This is a genomic window from Bacillus sp. PS108 (genome assembly GCF_037963335.1).
GTDB classification, from domain to species: Bacteria; Bacillota; Bacilli; order Bacillales; family Bacillaceae; genus Bacillus; species Bacillus subtilis.
Window position 1 is genome coordinate 786,407 of the sequence record NZ_CP150155.1, and the last position, 16,312, is coordinate 802,718.

19 protein-coding genes are annotated in these 16,312 nt (G+C 46.1%); 12 read left to right on the forward strand and 7 right to left on the reverse strand.

Annotated features, from left to right (window positions below):
- Positions 1-53: 53 nt before the first annotated feature.
- Positions 54-1,001: a Fe(3+)-citrate ABC transporter substrate-binding protein YfmC gene (gene yfmC, locus NSQ16_RS03995; protein ID WP_003243996.1), complete on the reverse strand. Its 948-nt coding sequence runs from the start codon at positions 999-1,001 to the stop codon at positions 54-56.
- A gap of 109 nt (positions 1,002-1,110) precedes the next feature.
- Positions 1,111-1,479 (reverse strand): YfmB family protein, encoded by a 369-nt coding sequence (locus NSQ16_RS04000; protein ID WP_015252572.1) that lies wholly within the window; start codon positions 1,477-1,479, stop codon positions 1,111-1,113.
- Positions 1,480-1,722: 243 nt separating this feature from the next.
- On the opposite strand from NSQ16_RS04000, the gene NSQ16_RS04005 reads away from it, so the two are divergent.
- The 10 genes from NSQ16_RS04005 (at position 1,723) to nosA (ending at position 12,009) form a co-directional block, all read left to right on the forward strand.
- Positions 1,723-2,070, forward strand: a complete 348-nt coding sequence (locus NSQ16_RS04005) for a general stress protein (RefSeq protein WP_003233729.1) — start codon at positions 1,723-1,725, stop codon at positions 2,068-2,070.
- Between the two features lie 189 nt (positions 2,071-2,259).
- The gene (locus NSQ16_RS04010) at positions 2,260-3,522 is read left to right on the forward strand and encodes a pectate lyase (protein WP_339232580.1); all 1,263 of its coding nucleotides are present in this window, start codon (positions 2,260-2,262) and stop codon (positions 3,520-3,522) included.
- Between the two features lie 126 nt (positions 3,523-3,648).
- Entirely contained in the window at positions 3,649-5,085 is a 1,437-nt protein-coding gene (locus tag NSQ16_RS04015; protein ID WP_003233725.1) for an anion permease, read from the forward strand.
- A gap of 126 nt (positions 5,086-5,211) precedes the next feature.
- Positions 5,212-6,840 carry a two-component sensor histidine kinase CitS gene (gene yflR / locus NSQ16_RS04020; protein ID WP_327837990.1) on the forward strand — a complete coding sequence of 543 codons (1,629 nt, stop codon included), beginning with the start codon at positions 5,212-5,214 and terminating at the stop codon, positions 6,838-6,840.
- On the forward strand, positions 6,812-7,492 hold the full coding sequence (gene citT, locus NSQ16_RS04025; protein ID WP_160221430.1) for a two-component response regulator CitT: 681 nt from the start codon (positions 6,812-6,814) through the stop codon (positions 7,490-7,492). Before yflR ends, citT begins: the two co-directional genes overlap by 29 nt.
- Positions 7,493-7,494: 2 nt before the next feature.
- Positions 7,495-8,454 carry a tripartite tricarboxylate transporter substrate binding protein gene (locus NSQ16_RS04030; protein ID WP_327837989.1) on the forward strand — a complete coding sequence of 320 codons (960 nt, stop codon included), beginning with the start codon at positions 7,495-7,497 and terminating at the stop codon, positions 8,452-8,454.
- 26 nt (positions 8,455-8,480) lie between these two features.
- On the forward strand, positions 8,481-8,606 hold the full coding sequence (locus tag NSQ16_RS04035) for a hypothetical protein (RefSeq protein WP_283934150.1): 126 nt from the start codon (positions 8,481-8,483) through the stop codon (positions 8,604-8,606).
- Positions 8,607-8,647: 41 nt separating this feature from the next.
- Positions 8,648-9,949, forward strand: coding sequence for a citrate transporter CitM (gene citM, locus NSQ16_RS04040; protein WP_003242978.1), 1,302 nt, complete (start codon positions 8,648-8,650; stop codon positions 9,947-9,949).
- 55 nt (positions 9,950-10,004) lie between these two features.
- On the forward strand, positions 10,005-10,799 hold the full coding sequence (locus NSQ16_RS04045; RefSeq protein ID WP_015383086.1) for an MBL fold metallo-hydrolase: 795 nt from the start codon (positions 10,005-10,007) through the stop codon (positions 10,797-10,799).
- 118 nt (positions 10,800-10,917) lie between these two features.
- A complete protein-coding gene (gene nosA, locus NSQ16_RS04050; RefSeq protein ID WP_003233711.1) occupies positions 10,918-12,009 on the forward strand; it encodes a nitric oxide synthase in 1,092 nt (363 codons plus the stop codon).
- On the opposite strand, the gene NSQ16_RS04055 is transcribed toward nosA, so the two are convergent.
- Entirely contained in the window at positions 12,000-12,275 is a 276-nt protein-coding gene (locus NSQ16_RS04055; protein ID WP_003243829.1) for an acylphosphatase, read from the reverse strand. The two genes, nosA and NSQ16_RS04055, sit on opposite strands and share 10 nt — an antisense overlap.
- Before the next feature lie 66 nt (positions 12,276-12,341).
- Between NSQ16_RS04055 and NSQ16_RS04060 the strand changes: the two genes are divergently transcribed.
- Positions 12,342-13,007 carry an MOSC domain-containing protein gene (locus tag NSQ16_RS04060; protein WP_003233706.1) on the forward strand — a complete coding sequence of 222 codons (666 nt, stop codon included), beginning with the start codon at positions 12,342-12,344 and terminating at the stop codon, positions 13,005-13,007.
- Between the two features lie 40 nt (positions 13,008-13,047).
- Here NSQ16_RS04060 and NSQ16_RS04065 read toward each other — a convergent pair whose 3' ends face one another.
- From NSQ16_RS04065 to map, 4 genes are all read right to left on the reverse strand, one after another.
- Positions 13,048-13,185 carry a YflJ family protein gene (locus NSQ16_RS04065; protein WP_003233704.1) on the reverse strand — a complete coding sequence of 46 codons (138 nt, stop codon included), beginning with the start codon at positions 13,183-13,185 and terminating at the stop codon, positions 13,048-13,050.
- A gap of 156 nt (positions 13,186-13,341) precedes the next feature.
- The gene (locus NSQ16_RS04070) at positions 13,342-13,497 is read right to left on the reverse strand and encodes a hypothetical protein (protein WP_032679057.1); all 156 of its coding nucleotides are present in this window, start codon (positions 13,495-13,497) and stop codon (positions 13,342-13,344) included.
- Between the two features lie 106 nt (positions 13,498-13,603).
- Entirely contained in the window at positions 13,604-13,918 is a 315-nt protein-coding gene (locus NSQ16_RS04075; protein ID WP_029317494.1) for a DUF3243 domain-containing protein, read from the reverse strand.
- A gap of 81 nt (positions 13,919-13,999) precedes the next feature.
- On the reverse strand, positions 14,000-14,749 hold the full coding sequence (gene map, locus NSQ16_RS04080) for a type I methionyl aminopeptidase (RefSeq protein ID WP_003233698.1): 750 nt from the start codon (positions 14,747-14,749) through the stop codon (positions 14,000-14,002).
- 171 nt (positions 14,750-14,920) lie between these two features.
- Between map and nagE the strand changes: the two genes are divergently transcribed.
- The gene (gene nagE / locus NSQ16_RS04085) at positions 14,921-16,279 is read left to right on the forward strand and encodes an N-acetylglucosamine-specific PTS transporter subunit IIBC (RefSeq protein ID WP_014479158.1); all 1,359 of its coding nucleotides are present in this window, start codon (positions 14,921-14,923) and stop codon (positions 16,277-16,279) included.
- The last annotated feature ends 33 nt before the right edge of the window (positions 16,280-16,312 follow it).

Sequence of the window (16,312 nt, forward strand, 5' to 3'; positions counted from 1 at the left end):
GCGTCTGGTTGCAAAAACGAAGAAGCAAGGATTTCCCTCGCTTCTCATTTGTCCTATTTATTATACACTTTTTTAAGCACATCTTTGGCGCTTGTTTCACTAGACTTGATGCCTCTGAATCTTGTCCAAGTGTCACGGTCCGCATCATAGACTTGTCCATTTTTCACCGCTTTGAGATTTTTCCAGAGCGGGTTCGTTTTCCACTCATCTACAATGGTTTTGCCTTCGTTGGCTGAGATGAACAAAATATCAGGATCGATTTTGCTCAATTGCTCAAGGCTGACCTCTTGATAGGCGTTATCTGACTTCACAGCGTGTGTAAAGCCTAGCATTTTAAAGATTTCTCCGTCATAGGATGATGATGTATGAAGCTGGAAGGAATCCGCTCTTGCAACGCCGAGAACGATGTTGCGGTTTTCATCTTTCGGAAGTTCGGCTTTTAGATCGTTGATGACTTTTTTGTGCTCGGCAAGCTTTTCTTTTCCTTCATCTTCTTTATTTAATGCTTTAGCAATGGTCGTAAAGCTGTCGATCGTTTCGTCATATGTCGCTTCACGGCTTTTTAATTCAATCGTCGGGGCGATTTTTTTCAGCTGTTTATAAATGTTTTTATGGCGCTCAGCGTCAGCGATGATTAAATCAGGCTTCAAGGAACTGATGACCTCAAGATTGGGTTCGCTGCGTGTGCCTACAGATGTGTAATCAATGGAGCTGCCGACAAGCTTTTTAATCATATCTTTTTTGTTGTCATCGGCGATGCCCACCGGCGTAATGCCGAGGTTGTGAACGGCATCCAAGAATGAAAGCTCAAGCACAACCACCCGCTTAGGTGTGCCGCTTACTGTCGTTTTTCCTTCTTCGTCATGGATCACTCTGGAATCCTTAGACTCGCTTTTGCCGCTTCCGTTGTTATTCTGGCTTGATGAACAGCCGGATACAATGAGGCAGGCGAGCAATAAAACACTCATGATGGCAATCAACTTGTTAGAATAGGTGCGCATGTCATTCTTCCTTTTTTCAGATTTAGTAATGAGAATCATTATCACATGTAACACTATAATAGCATGGCTTATCATGTCAATATTTTTTTAGTAAAGAAAGCTGCGTTTTTTACTGCTTTCTCATGAAAGCATCATCAGACACAAATAAGTGGTATGAAGCGTTACCGTGTCTTCGAGACAAAAACGCATGGGCGTTGGCTTTAGAGGTTTCGAACATATCAGCAGTGACATAAGGAAGGAGAGTGCTGAGATAACCGGACAATTTCTTTTCTATTTCATCTGTTAGTGCAAATTCAATGTCGCCGATATTCATGATAATCGAGAAAACAAAGTCGATATCGATATGAAAATGTTCCTCGGCAAAAACCGCAAGCTCGTGAATTCCTGGTGAACATCCGGCACGCTTATGGAAAATCTGTTTGACTAAATCACTCACAATCCAAGCATTGTATTGCTGTTCTGGTGAAAAGTATTGCATTAGACATACCTCCTGCTCGTACGGATAAAGGCAGCGTTTCATGGTCGTGTGCTCCGTGCAGCGGCTTCTCCTTAATTTTGATTTTTCTGAAAATAGGTCCCGTTCCTATCACTTTACCATGGACGGAAAACAAATAGCTACTACCATTCCTCCTGTTTTTCTCTTTAATGTTCTGGAATCTGTTTCAGGTACAGACGATCGGGTATGAAAGAAATATAGAAAACATGAAGGAGGAATATCGACATGAAACCAGTTGTAAAAGAGTATACAAATGACGAACAGCTCATGAAGGATGTAGAGGAATTGCAGAAAATGGGTGTTGCGAAAGAGGATGTATACGTCTTAGCTCACGACGATGACAGAACGGAACGCCTGGCTGACAACACGAACGCCAACACGATCGGAGCCAAAGAAACAGGTTTCAAGCACGCGGTGGGAAATATCTTCAATAAAAAAGGAGACGAGCTCCGCAATAAAATTCACGAAATCGGTTTTTCTGAAGATGAAGCCGCTCAATTTGAAAAACGCTTAGATGAAGGAAAAGTGCTTCTCTTTGTGACAGATAACGAAAAAGTGAAAGCTTGGGCATAAAGCAAGGAAAAAACCAAAAGGCTATGACGGCCTTTTGGTTTTTTTGCGGTCTTTGCGGTGTTATTTTGCAGAATGCCGCAATAGGATAGCGGAACATTTTCGGTTCTGCATGTCCCTCAATTTGCTATTATATTTTTGTGATAAATTGGAATAAAATCTCACAAAATAGAAAATGGGGGTACATAGTGGATGAAAAAAGTGGTGTTAGCTACGGCTCTGTTTTTAGGATTGACTCCAGCTGGCGCGAACGCAGCTGATTTAGGCCACCAGACGTTGGGATCCAATGATGGCTGGGGCGCGTACTCGACCGGCACGACAGGCGGATCAAAAGCATCCTCCTCAAATGTGTATACCGTCAGCAACAGAAACCAGCTTGTCTCGGCATTAGGGAAGGAAACGAACACAACGCCAAAAATCATTTATATCAAGGGAACGATTGACATGAACGTGGATGAAAATCTGAAGCCGCTTGGTCTAAATGACTATAAAGATCCGGAGTATGATTTGGACAAATATTTGAAAGCCTATGATCCTAGCACATGGGGCAAAAAAGAGCCGTCGGGAACACAAGAAGAAGCGAGAGCACGCTCTCAGAAAAACCAAAAAGCACGGGTCATGGTGGATATTCCGGCAAACACGACGATCGTCGGTTCAGGGACTAACGCTAAAGTCGTGGGCGGAAACTTCCAAATCAAGAGTGATAACGTCATTATTCGCAACATTGAATTCCAGGATGCCTATGACTATTTTCCGCAATGGGATCCGACTGACGGAAGCTCAGGGAACTGGAACTCACAATACGACAACATCACGATAAACGGCGGCACACACATCTGGATTGATCACTGTACATTTAATGACGGTTCGCGTCCGGACAGCACATCACCGAAATATTATGGAAGAAAATATCAGCACCATGACGGCCAAACGGATGCTTCCAACGGTGCTAACTATATCACGATGTCCTACAACTATTATCACGATCATGATAAAAGTTCCATTTTCGGATCAAGTGACAGCAAAACCTCCGATGACGGCAAATTAAAAATTACGCTGCATCATAACCGCTATCAAAATATTGTCCAGCGCGCGCCGAGAGTCCGCTTCGGGCAAGTGCACGTATACAACAACTATTATGAAGGAAGCACAAGCTCTTCAAGTTATCCTTTTAGCTATGCATGGGGAATCGGAAAGTCATCTAAAATCTATGCCCAAAACAATGTCATTGACGTACCGGGACTGTCAGCTGCTAAAACGATCAGCGTATTCAGCGGGGGAACGGCTTTATATGACTCCGGCACGTTGCTGAACGGCACACAGATCAACGCATCGGCTGCAAACGGGCTGAGCTCTTCTGTCGGCTGGACGCCGTCTCTGCATGGGGCGATTGATGCTTCTGCTAATGTAAAATCAAATGTTATAAATCAAGCGGGTGCGGGTAAATTAAATTAAGAAAGTGAAAAACACAAAGGGTGCTAACCTTTGTGTTTTTTAATTAATTAAAATGTTTATTAACTTAGTTAAGGAGTAGAATGGGAAAGGGGATCGGAAAACAAGTATATAGGAGGAGACCTATTTATGGCTTCAGAAAAAGACGCAGGAAAACAGTCAGCAGTAAAGCTTGTTCCATTGCTTATTACTGTCGCTGTGGGACTAATCATCTGGTTTATTCCCGCTCCGTCCGGACTTGAACCTAAAGCTTGGCATTTGTTTGCGATTTTTGTCGCAACAATTATCGGCTTTATCTCCAAGCCCTTGCCAATGGGTGCAATTGCAATTTTTGCATTGGCGGTTACTGCACTAACTGGAACACTATCAATTGAGGATACATTAAGCGGATTCGGGAATAAGACCATTTGGCTTATCGTTATCGCATTCTTTATTTCCCGGGGATTTATCAAAACCGGTCTCGGTGCGAGAATTTCGTATGTATTCGTTCAGAAATTCGGAAAAAAAACCCTTGGACTTTCTTATTCACTGCTATTCAGTGATTTAATACTTTCACCTGCTATTCCAAGTAATACGGCGCGTGCAGGAGGCATTATATTTCCTATTATCAGATCATTATCCGAAACATTCGGATCAAGCCCGGCAAATGGAACAGAGAGAAAAATCGGTGCATTCTTATTAAAAACCGGTTTTCAGGGGAATCTGATCACATCTGCTATGTTCCTGACAGCGATGGCGGCGAACCCGCTGATTGCCAAGCTGGCCCATGATGTCGCAGGGGTGGACTTAACATGGACAAGCTGGGCAATTGCCGCGATTGTACCGGGACTTGTAAGCTTAATCATCACGCCGCTTGTGATTTACAAACTGTATCCGCCGGAAATCAAAGAAACACCGGATGCGGCGAAAATCGCAACAGAAAAACTGAAAGAAATGGGACCGTTCAAAAAATCGGAGCTTTCCATGGTTATCGTGTTTCTTTTGGTGCTTGTGCTGTGGATTTTTGGCGGCAGCTTCAACATCGACGCTACCACAACCGCATTGATCGGTTTGGCCGTTCTCTTATTATCACAAGTTCTGACTTGGGATGATATCAAGAAAGAACAGGGCGCTTGGGATACGCTCACTTGGTTTGCGGCGCTTGTCATGCTCGCCAACTTCTTGAATGAATTAGGCATGGTGTCTTGGTTCAGTAATGCCATGAAATCATCCGTATCAGGGTTCTCTTGGATTGTGGCATTCATCATTTTAATTGTTGTGTATTATTACTCTCACTATTTCTTTGCAAGTGCGACAGCCCACATCAGTGCGATGTATTCAGCATTTTTGGCTGTCGTCGTGGCAGCGGGCGCACCGCCGCTTTTAGCAGCGCTGAGCCTCGCGTTCATCAGCAACCTGTTCGGGTCAACGACTCACTACGGTTCTGGAGCGGCTCCGGTCTTCTTCGGAGCAGGCTACATCCCGCAAGGCAAATGGTGGTCCATCGGATTTATCCTGTCGATTGTTCATATCATCGTATGGCTTGTGATCGGCGGATTATGGTGGAAAGTACTAGGAATATGGTAGAAAGAAAAAGGCAGACGCGGTCTGCCTTTTTTTATTTTCACTCCTTCGTAAGAAAATGGATTTTGAAAAATGAGAAAATTCCCTGTGAAAAATGGTATGATCTAGGTAGAAAGGACGGCTGGTGCTGTGGTGAAAAAGCGGTTCCATTTTTCCCTGCAAACAAAAATAATGGGGCTGATTGCGGCTCTGCTGGTCTTTGTCATTGGTGTGCTGACCATTACGTTAGCCGTTCAGCATACACAGGGAGAACGGAGACAGGCAGAGCAGCTGGCGGTTCAAACGGCGAGAACCATTTCCTATATGCCGCCGGTTAAAGAGCTCATTGAGAGAAAAGACGGACATGCGGCTCAGACGCAAGAGGTCATTGAACAAATGAAAGAACAGACTGGTGCGTTTGCCATTTATGTTTTGAACGAAAAAGGAGACATTCGCAGCGCCTCTGGAAAAAGCGGATTAAAGAAACTGGAGCGCAGCAGAGAAATTTTGTTTGGCGGTTCGCATGTTTCTGAAACAAAAGCGGATGGACGAAGAGTGATCAGAGGGAGCGCGCCGATTATAAAAGAACAGAAGGGATACAGCCAAGTGATCGGCAGCGTGTCTGTTGATTTTCTGCAAACGGAGACAGAGCAAAGCATCAAAAAGCATTTGAGAAATTTGAGTGTGATTGCTGTGCTTGTACTGCTGCTCGGATTTATTGGCGCCGCCGTGCTGGCGAAAAGCATCAGAAAGGATACGCTCGGGCTTGAACCGCATGAGATCGCGGCTCTATATCGTGAGAGGAACGCAATGCTTTTCGCGATTCGAGAAGGGATTATTGCCACCAATCGTGAAGGCGTCGTCACCATGATGAACGTATCGGCGGCCGAGATGCTGAAGCTGCCCGAGCCTGTGATCCATCTTCCTATAGATGACGTCATGCCGGGAGCAGGGCTGATGTCTGTGCTTGAAAAAGGAGAAATGTTGCCGAACCAGGAGGTAAGCGTCAACGATCAAGTGTTTATTATCAATACGAAAGTGATGAATCAAGGCGGGCAGGCGTATGGGATTGTCGTCAGCTTCAGGGAGAAAACAGAGCTGAAGAAGCTGATCGACACATTGACAGAGGTTCGCAAATATTCAGAGGATCTCAGGGCGCAGACTCATGAATTTTCAAATAAGCTTTATGCGATTTTAGGGCTGCTTGAGCTTGGGGAGTATGATGAAGCCATTGATCTGATTAAAGAGGAATATGCGATGCAAAATGAACAGCATGATCTTTTATTCCATAACATTCATTCGCAGCAGGTGCAGGCCATTTTGTTAGGGAAAATAAGCAAGGCATCGGAAAAGAAGGTCAAGCTGGTGATTGATGAGAACAGCTCACTCGCGCCTCTTCCTGCGCATATCGGCTTGTCCCATCTTATTACGATTATTGGCAATTTAATTGATAACGCTTTCGAAGCTGTAGCGGAGCAAAGCGTGAAGGAAGTTTTGTTTTTTATCACGGATATGGGCCATGACATTGTCATTGAAGTATCAGACACAGGGCCCGGTGTGCCGTCAGAGAAAATAGAAGCTGTGTTTGAGAGAGGATATTCTTCAAAGGGGATGAGGAGAGGCTACGGTCTGGCCAATGTGAAAGACTCAGTGCGTGAACTGGGCGGCTGGATCGAACTGGCGAATCAAAAAACTTGCGGGGCGGTATTCACTGTGTTTATACCGAAGGAGAAACAAAGGGGGAATCCATTTGATTCACATCGCGATTGCGGAGGATGATTTTCGAGTTGCGCAAATCCATGAGAGATTGATTAAACAGCTTGATGGATTCAAGATTATCGGCAAGGCGGCTAACGCAAAAGAGACATTGGCGCTTTTGAAGGAACACAAGGTTGATTTGCTTCTGCTGGATATTTATATGCCGGACGAGCTTGGGACCGCGTTGATTCCTGATATACGAAGCCGATTTCCTGAAGTGGACATTATGATTATCACAGCGGCAACAGAAACCCGTCATTTGCAGGAAGCGCTAAGGGCGGGGATTGCCCACTATTTGATCAAACCCGTAACAGCTGACAAGTTCAGGCAGGTGCTGCTTCAGTATAAAGAAAAAAGGAAGCTGCTCATGTCTCAGCCGGAGGTCAGCCAATCCATGATCGACCATATTTTTGGGAACAGTGTGAAGACAGCTTTGCCGGCAGAGAATTTGCCGACTGGCATTAATTCGATTACACTGCGAAAAATTAAGGAAGCGCTTCAGACTGCGTCAGAAGGATTGACAGCGGAGGAACTTGGGGAAAAAATGGGGGCGTCACGAACAACTGCCCGCCGTTATGCCGAGTACCTTGTGTCAAAGGAAGAAGCAAGAGCCGAGCTTGAATACGGGATTATCGGCAGGCCGGAGAGAAAATATTATTTGGCGGCGGATTAGATATGAAAAAATCTATAATCCTATTGATTATTCTATTGATCTTTATGCAGGGTGATATCAGGCAGGCGGCTGCGCCGCGCCTGCCGGACGGGCCGATAGAAATTGTCGTCCCTGCCGAACCTTCTGGCGGCTGGGATGTCACAGCGCAGGCGATCCAATCAGTTTTGAGGCAGAAGCAGATCGTGAAGGATGATGTTCATATCGTCTATAAATCCGGCGGCGGGGGAGAGAAAGGCTGGAAATATGTCAACAAAAGCAGCAAACAAACCATCAGCATGACGTCCAGCTTAATATTGAGCAATGATCTTCTCGGGCAAAGCAAATTAAAAATGGCCGATTTTACGCCGCTCGCCATTCTCTCCAAGGAATGGCAGACGGTTGCATTGCCAAAAGGATCAGCGTTAACAAATGGCAAGGATGTGCTGAATGAGATCAATATGCATCCCGGCAAGGTGAAAATCGGCTTTGCCCCGGGGTTTGGCAATGATGATCAGCTCTCGTTCGTCAGAGCGGCAGATATGTACGGCATTGACCCGTTTGACATTCAATTCTCACAGTATGACAGCAGCGAACAGCTCATTCAGGCGCTGATCAGACATGAGATAGAAGCGGCTTCCATGACACTTTCTGAAGCGAAACCATATGAACGAAACGGCGATATCACGTTAGCCGCTGTAACGTCTGATAAAAGACTTCCCGGTTTTCCATATGTACCGACGTGGAAGGAGCAGGGAATCCCGTTTGTTTTTTCTCATTGGAGAGGGATTTTGGGCCCGAAAAATATGTCTGAGGAAGAGATTTCTTACTGGGATCAAGCGCTAAAGAAGGTCACCTCCTCACCTGAATGGAAGCGGAAAATAAACGAACAGGACTGGGAAAGCTTTTATTTGAACAGCAGGGAAACGAAACGGTTTTTAGAAGAGCAATCTGCTTTTTATCAAAGCATCATGACAGGAAATTAAGATCCCGGCATCCCGGGATTTTTTTCATGCCGAAAATTGATCAAAAAGAACAAAACGGTTTTAAAAAATTAAAAATACAAAAAAACCAAATTATTTACTTGCGGTTGGTTTTCTCATACGATGGCAAAAAGGCAAGACAAAAAGGGGAGTAGGGAGAAAAAATGTAAGCGGATTCATTTAAGGAGGAATGGATGTGTTAGCAATCTTAGGCTTTCTCATGATGCTTGTGTTTATGGCATTGATCATGACAAAACGGCTTTCTGTTTTAACAGCATTAGTTTTGACGCCGATTGTGTTTGCACTTATCGCCGGATTTGGATTTACTGAAGTTGGGGACATGATGATTTCGGGGATTCAGCAAGTCGCGCCGACTGCGGTCATGATTATGTTTGCGATCTTATATTTTGGAATTATGATTGATACAGGCCTGTTTGATCCAATGGTTGGCAAAATTTTAAGCATGGTCAAAGGAGACCCTTTAAAAATTGTTGTCGGGACAGCGGTTCTTACAATGCTCGTCGCCTTGGACGGAGATGGCTCGACAACGTACATGATTACGACAAGCGCCATGCTTCCGCTCTATTTGCTGCTAGGCATCCGGCCAATTATCCTGGCGGGAATCGCGGGAGTCGGCATGGGAATCATGAACACGATTCCATGGGGTGGTGCGACGCCGAGGGCGGCGAGTGCGCTGGGTGTTGATCCAGCTGAGCTTACAGGGCCGATGATTCCTGTCATTGCAAGCGGGATGCTTTGTATGGTGGCGGTTGCGTATGTGCTTGGAAAAGCGGAACGAAAGCGCCTTGGTGTGATTGAACTGAAACAGCCAGCCAATGCCAATGAACCGGCGGCTGCGGTTGAAGATGAGTGGAAGCGGCCGAAGCTTTGGTGGTTCAATTTATTGTTAACGCTTTCTTTAATAGGATGTTTAGTATCGGGTAAAGTCAGTTTAACCGTACTGTTTGTCATTGCGTTTTGTATTGCGCTGATTGTGAATTATCCCAATCTCGAGCATCAGAGACAGCGCATCGCGGCGCATTCCAGCAACGTGCTGGCTATCGGTTCAATGATTTTTGCCGCGGGGGTGTTCACGGGGATTTTGACAGGCACGAAAATGGTTGATGAAATGGCGATCTCGCTCGTGTCCATGATACCGGAACAAATGGGCGGATTGATCCCGGCGATTGTTGCCTTAACAAGCGGCATTTTCACATTTTTGATGCCGAATGACGCGTATTTCTACGGGGTGCTGCCGATTTTATCAGAAACAGCTGTCGCATACGGTGTGGATAAAGTGGAAATTGCCAGAGCCTCTATTATCGGCCAGCCGATTCATATGCTGAGTCCGCTTGTGCCATCCACTCATTTGCTTGTCGGACTCGTCGGAGTTTCTATTGATGACCATCAAAAATTCGCATTGAAATGGGCGGTTCTCGCAGTGATCGTCATGACGGCTATCGCTCTATTGATCGGTGCGATCTCTATTTCCGTATGATAATTCAGGCGTAATGACACACACTAACGGCATACAACATTCCGGAGGTGTCATTATGAGTGATCCTTATATGCCGCTGACTTCAGTCAGAAGCGGAACGGGGTTCGAAGCGGCAAAAGGGGTGCACGGCCTGACTGTGCAAATTGCGAATGTCTATTTTATTCAGCTGCCTTCTGAACCTCACTCATTTGTTTTAATTGATGCCGGCATGCCTCAATCAGCCGGCATGATTGTCAATGAAGCCAAACAAAGATTCGGTGAAGGGTTTCAGCTGAAGGCGATTATCCTCACACACGGGCACTTTGACCATATTGGGGCAATCGAAGAGATCCTTGAGCATTGGGATGTACCTGTTTATGTCCATTCTCGGGAAATGCCTTATGTAACAGGTAAAGAGGATTATCCTCCGGCTCGTCCTGACAGCAAGAGCGGGCTGGTCGCCAAGCTGTCGCCGCTGTTTCCGCGGCACTCCATCGATATTTCCTCACATGTCCAGGCACTGCCGGAAGACGGTTCAGTTCCTTTTCTTGACGAGTGGATGTGGATCGCGACACCAGGACACACGCCGGGCCATATTTCGTTATTCCGCGATGACGGCCGCGTGCTTGTGGCAGGTGATGCTGTTATTACAGTGGAACAGGAGAAAATGGCTGACGTCTTGATACAAAAACAGGAGCTTCACGGGCCGCCGGCTTATTTCACGCCTGACACAGAGACGGCCGCGGAGTCCATTCTAAAGCTGGCCGGTCTTGAACCGGAAGCGTTATTGACAGGGCACGGCATACCGATGACCGGCAAAAACTTTCGAAGTGACTTAACTGAATTGGCAAATCGGTTATCGTCTATTTGACACCCGCACCACGCGGGTGTTTTTTATTGTTTTCCAGGAAGTTGCAGAAAAATCATTTGTCTTGCCGCTTAAAAACGATACAATGAAAAGCATGAAGTGATGTGAAGGGGAGAGTTTGTTGGAAGAAAAAGAAATACTCTGGAACGAAGCGAAAGCGTTTATTGCCGCATGCTATCAGGAATTGGGAAAGGAGGAGGAAGTGAAAGACCGTCTCGAGGACATTAAAAGTGAAATTGACCTGACCGGAAGCTATGTACATACGAAGGAAGAGCTGGAGCACGGAGCGAAAATGGCTTGGAGAAACAGCAACCGCTGCATCGGCAGATTGTTCTGGAATTCGCTGAATGTTATTGACAGACGAGACGTCCGGACGAAGGAGGAAGTGCGTGACGCCCTCTTTCACCATATTGAAACCGCCACCAATAACGGGAAAATCAGACCGACCATTACGATTTTCCCTCCGGAAGAGAAGGGTGAAAAGCAAGTCGAGATCTGGAATCATCAGCTGATCCGGTACGCTGGATATGAGTCAGACGGAGAAAGAATCGGCGACCCGGCTTCCTGTTCCCTGACAGCAGCCTGCGAAGAGCTCGGCTGGCGCGGAGAGCGAACGGATTTTGACCTGCTGCCGCTCATTTTTCGCATGAAAGGCGACGAACAGCCTGTCTGGTATGAGCTGCCGCGTTCACTTGTGATCGAGGTTCCAATCACACATCCGGACATCGAGGCGTTTTCTGATTTGGAGCTGAAGTGGTACGGCGTGCCTATCATCTCTGATATGAAGCTTGAGGTCGGGGGCATTCATTATAATGCCGCGCCATTTAACGGCTGGTATATGGGCACGGAGATCGGAGCGAGAAACCTCGCAGATGAAAAGCGGTACGACAAGCTGAAAAAAGTAGCGTCCGTGATCGGCATCGCCGCTGATTACAATACGGATTTATGGAAGGATCAAGCGCTAGTTGAATTGAATAAAGCTGTGCTGCACTCGTACAAAAAGCAGGGTGTCAGCATCGTTGACCATCATACAGCGGCAAGCCAGTTTAAACGGTTTGAAGAACAGGAGGAAGAAGCGGGCAGAAAGCTGACGGGAGACTGGACGTGGCTGATTCCGCCAATTTCACCCGCTGCCACTCATATCTTCCACCGATCCTATGATAACTCAATCGTTAAGCCGAACTATTTTTATCAAGATAAGCCTTATGAGTAAACAATAGAAAAGCGATGATGGCCTTCAAGGCTGCGGGATTCAGTCACAGAGATGTCGGTAACCTTTGAGAAAGGGCTTCCGTTCTTTACAGCCTCAACAAACGATTGCAGGGCGTTTTCCGGACCCTCTGCCAAAATCTCGACACGCCCGTCATCACGGTTTTTGACCCAGCCGGCCAGTTTTCGCTTATCAGCTTCCATTTGAACAAAATAGCGAAAGCCCACACCTTGAACCCGGCCGTCTACAATGATTCGGTATTGAAGCATGTAAAAACCACCTTTTCTTTTTATGATAATCAATCATTTTACAACCTGTAAAGGGGATGTGTTTGTATGAAACCAGAGCGCTATTCAGTTCTTTCTCTTAATCTGGGAAAACCGCAGACGCTTGAATATGACGGAAAGAAAATCGAAACCGGCATCATGAAGCGGCCGGCTGAATCAGCCGTCATGCTGTATCGGGAGAATTTTGAAGGAGACGGACAGGCGGACCTCGTCAACCACGGCGGACCTGATAAGGCTGTCTGTGTCTACCCGGCGGAGCATTATCCGTTTTGGGAAGAGTTCCTCTCAAGACCGCTGTCAAATGCCGCATTTGGAGAAAATCTGACGGTCGCGGGCCTGACTGAGGAGAATGTTTGCATCGGGGATGTGTTCAGGCTTGATGAAGCTGTTGTTCAGGTCAGCCAGCCGCGCCAGCCGTGTGTAAAGCTGGCGAAAAAGTTTGGTGTAAAAGAAATGGTGCTGAAGGTCCAGCAAACCGGCTATACAGGGTTTTATTTTCGCGTGCTGGAGGAGGGCAGGGTGTCTCCCGGCGCGAACCTTGAATTGCTGTCCAGAGGAGAGAAGGGCATATCCGTCCAGTTCGCCAACCGCATCAACTACCATGATGCAAAAAATCTCACCGCCATTGAACGGATTTTAAGTGAGGCTGCACTATCGGAAAGCTGGAGAGCGTCCTTTATGAAAAAAAAGGACAGGCTGCTGCCGGTTGAATAGAAAAAAGCCGCGCATATCAACGTGCGCGGCTTTGCCATATTTAAGATTGTTTTTTCTTTGATTCAAGCAGGTTGGCAAGAAAATAGGTTTTATAGCTTTGAAGCTTTCTTCCTTCATGGTGCGTGATCCCCTGCTTTTTTAGTTCTGCCACATACCAGCCTTTACTGCCGTAATGCATGTCAGAAAACTCCTTTCCCTATCTGATTTCGAAACGATTGGCATTGTAACATCTATAAAAAGATGCTGAAAAGAGATACGGGGAAAACTGAGCCTTTCGCACTAGATGTACGAATGTTCTTCTGTATGTATATGCGGAGCAAAAGCCGAATATGATTTAATGGCCGGTTAGTTTGATCATGACAACGCCAAATGTCATAATGGCGAAAACAATGCCGATATATGTGAGCATCCCGTTTTTTTTCTTAATGCCATAAACGGTCATAATGATGCCTTCAATGAAAAAAATGATGCCGAAAATAATAAACCACATGCAGATAAAGGCTCCTTTCACTGACATAATAGTAGTGTAGCATATCTGAAAGAGCCGGGCTGTGACAATATCAAGAAAGCCGGGCGCATATCGCCCGGCTCATGTTTTATTGTTTATCAACCAATTTGACCAGAAGCTGTGCCAAATGTTCTTTCTCATCTTCGTCTGCAACGCTCCAAAGCTCTTGCAGCAGCATTTCTTCACCGTTTTGCGGCTCTTCATGCTTTGCGAGGTAGTCTCCCAGGATCGCAGCGCTTTTCACAAGCTTGCCGTCATCCAATCCCAGCTTTTTGCCTCGGTTGACTTGTTTTTTCAGGTAGCCTTTAAATTCCTCAAAGTCTTTTAAAATGTCTTCTTTTATTGTGCCATGCATCGCGTTCATTTCGTTTTCAATTTGGATTTTTTCTTGATCTCTGTGCATTGCAAGACCTCCTCGTGCAGAATAATGATGTTTTACCTGCTATTGGAGGAGGTTAAACCTGCCGGAAGCCCGGAATGTGTTTTACAGTTTCGTCAGGATAATCGGTTCATCTTTTGTGATGACGATCGTGTGTTCAACTTGGGCAACCATGCTTTTATCCGGCGTCTTGAACGTCCAGCCGTCTCCAGCTTCAACAATCGTTTCTGCTTTCGTTGAAATAAACGGTTCAAGCGCGATGACTGTGCCATTTTTGAACAGCGCATTATCAAACGGATCATAATAGTTCATGATGTGGTTCGGCGCTTCATGCAGGCTTCGGCCGATTCCGTGGCCGGTCAGGGTTTTGATGACGGTAAAGCCTTGAGAGCGTGCTTCATGATAAACGGCTCTTCCGATCTGGTTTTGGCGCTTGCCCGCTTTTGCCTGCTGAAGCCCCTTTTGAAATGCGTTTTCCGCGCATTGGCAAAGCTTATGAAGGCGTTCTTCTCCTTCACCGAGCACAAATGAGATGCCTGTGTCGGAATAGAAGCCGCCAAATTCAGCGGAGATGTCGATGTTGACAAGGTCCCCTGCTTTTAAAATTTTGGATGTGCTTGGTATGCCGTGAGCCACTTCATCATTTACGCTGATGCATGTCACGCCTGGAAAATCGTATTCCTTCTCAGGAGCTGAAACGGCGCCGTGCTCATCAAGCACAGCTTTTCCGATAAGGTCAAGGTCTTTTGTGCTCATGCCGGGCTCTGCCTTCCGCTTCATTTCTTCACGCGCAAGCGCGACGATTCTTCCGATTTTTTTCAGGCCTTCTAATTCTTGATCGTTTGTTACAATCATCTGTCATTCCCGCTTTCTTTTTAAATAATCTAGATTAAGCTTACCACAACTGTCTTAAAAATAGGAAACACACGGACCTGGGAAAAAAGAAATACCCCCGGGAAAATTGGTATAGATCACTAGATATCTTATATGGTATATTTGAAAAAAAAGGGTATGAGGGGGATGGGTATGCTTTCATTTTTACAAAAACTCGGGAAGTCATTTATGCTCCCGATTGCGGTTCTGCCTGCAGTTGGAATTATCCTTGCGCTTGGCAGAGAGGATGTATTTAATATCCCGTTTGTCTATCAGGCGGGGACGGCGGTTTTTGATCATCTGCCGCTTATTTTTGCGATCGGTATTGCCATCGGCATTTCAAAAGACAGCAATGGGGCAGCGGGTTTATCAGGGGCGATATCGTATCTGATGCTTGACGCGGCAACAAAGACAATTGATAAAACAAATAACATGGCGGTGTTTGGAGGGATTATTGCCGGTTTAATTGCCGGTTACACCTATAACCGCTTCAAGGATACCAAGCTGCCTGAATATCTCGGGTTCTTCAGCGGCAGACGGCTTGTGCCGATTATAACAGCCATTATTACGATCATTTTAGCGGGCATATTCGGAGTCGTCTGGCCGCCGATTCAATCGTGTATAAACTCATTTGGAGAGTGGATGCTCGGGCTCGGCGGCATCGGGGCAGGCATATTCGGCCTTTTCAACAGGCTGTTAATTCCGCTAGGCCTTCACCATGTGCTGAACAATATTTTCTGGTTCCAATTCGGAGAATATAACGGAGTGACAGGGGATCTGGCGCGCTTTTTCGCGAAAGACCCAACAGCGGGCACATATATGACCGGATTCTTCCCAATCATGATGTTCGGTCTTCCGGCGGCGTGTCTGGCTATGGTTGTGACTGCGAAGCCGTCTAAACGGAAAGCGACGGCTGGAATGATGATTGGGTTTGCTTTAACAGCGTTTATCACAGGGATTACGGAGCCGATTGAGTTTGCATTTATGTTTTTATCACCGCTTTTATACGCTGTTCACGCGGTCTTAACCGGGTTATCTTTATTTATCGTCAACTGGCTCGGCATCCGTTCAGGCTTCTCTTTTTCAGCCGGAGCTATCGATTATGTGCTCAGCTATGGAATCGCAGAAAAACCGCTGCTTCTGCTTTTGGTAGGTATATGCTATGCGGCAGTATACTTTATCGTGTTTTATGTACTGATTAAGGCTTTGAATTTAAAAACGCCTGGACGGGAAGACGATGATGTAGATGAAGTGCTGGATGAAAATACTGTCCAGGATGTAAATGAAAACATCATGCTGAAAGGGCTCGGCGGAAAAGAAAACCTTCAAACCATTGATCATTGCGCCACAAGGCTGCGACTGACTGTGAAGGATACCGCTTTGGTGGATGAAGCGCTGCTAAAGAAAGCAGGCGCAAAAGGGGTTGTCAAATCAGGGGGGCAATCGGTTCAAGTCATTATTGGCCCGAATGTGGAATTTGCGGCGGAAGAATTGAGAGCTGCTGTCAAATAAAAAAAGCGGAGAGGGCAACCTCTCCGCTTTTTC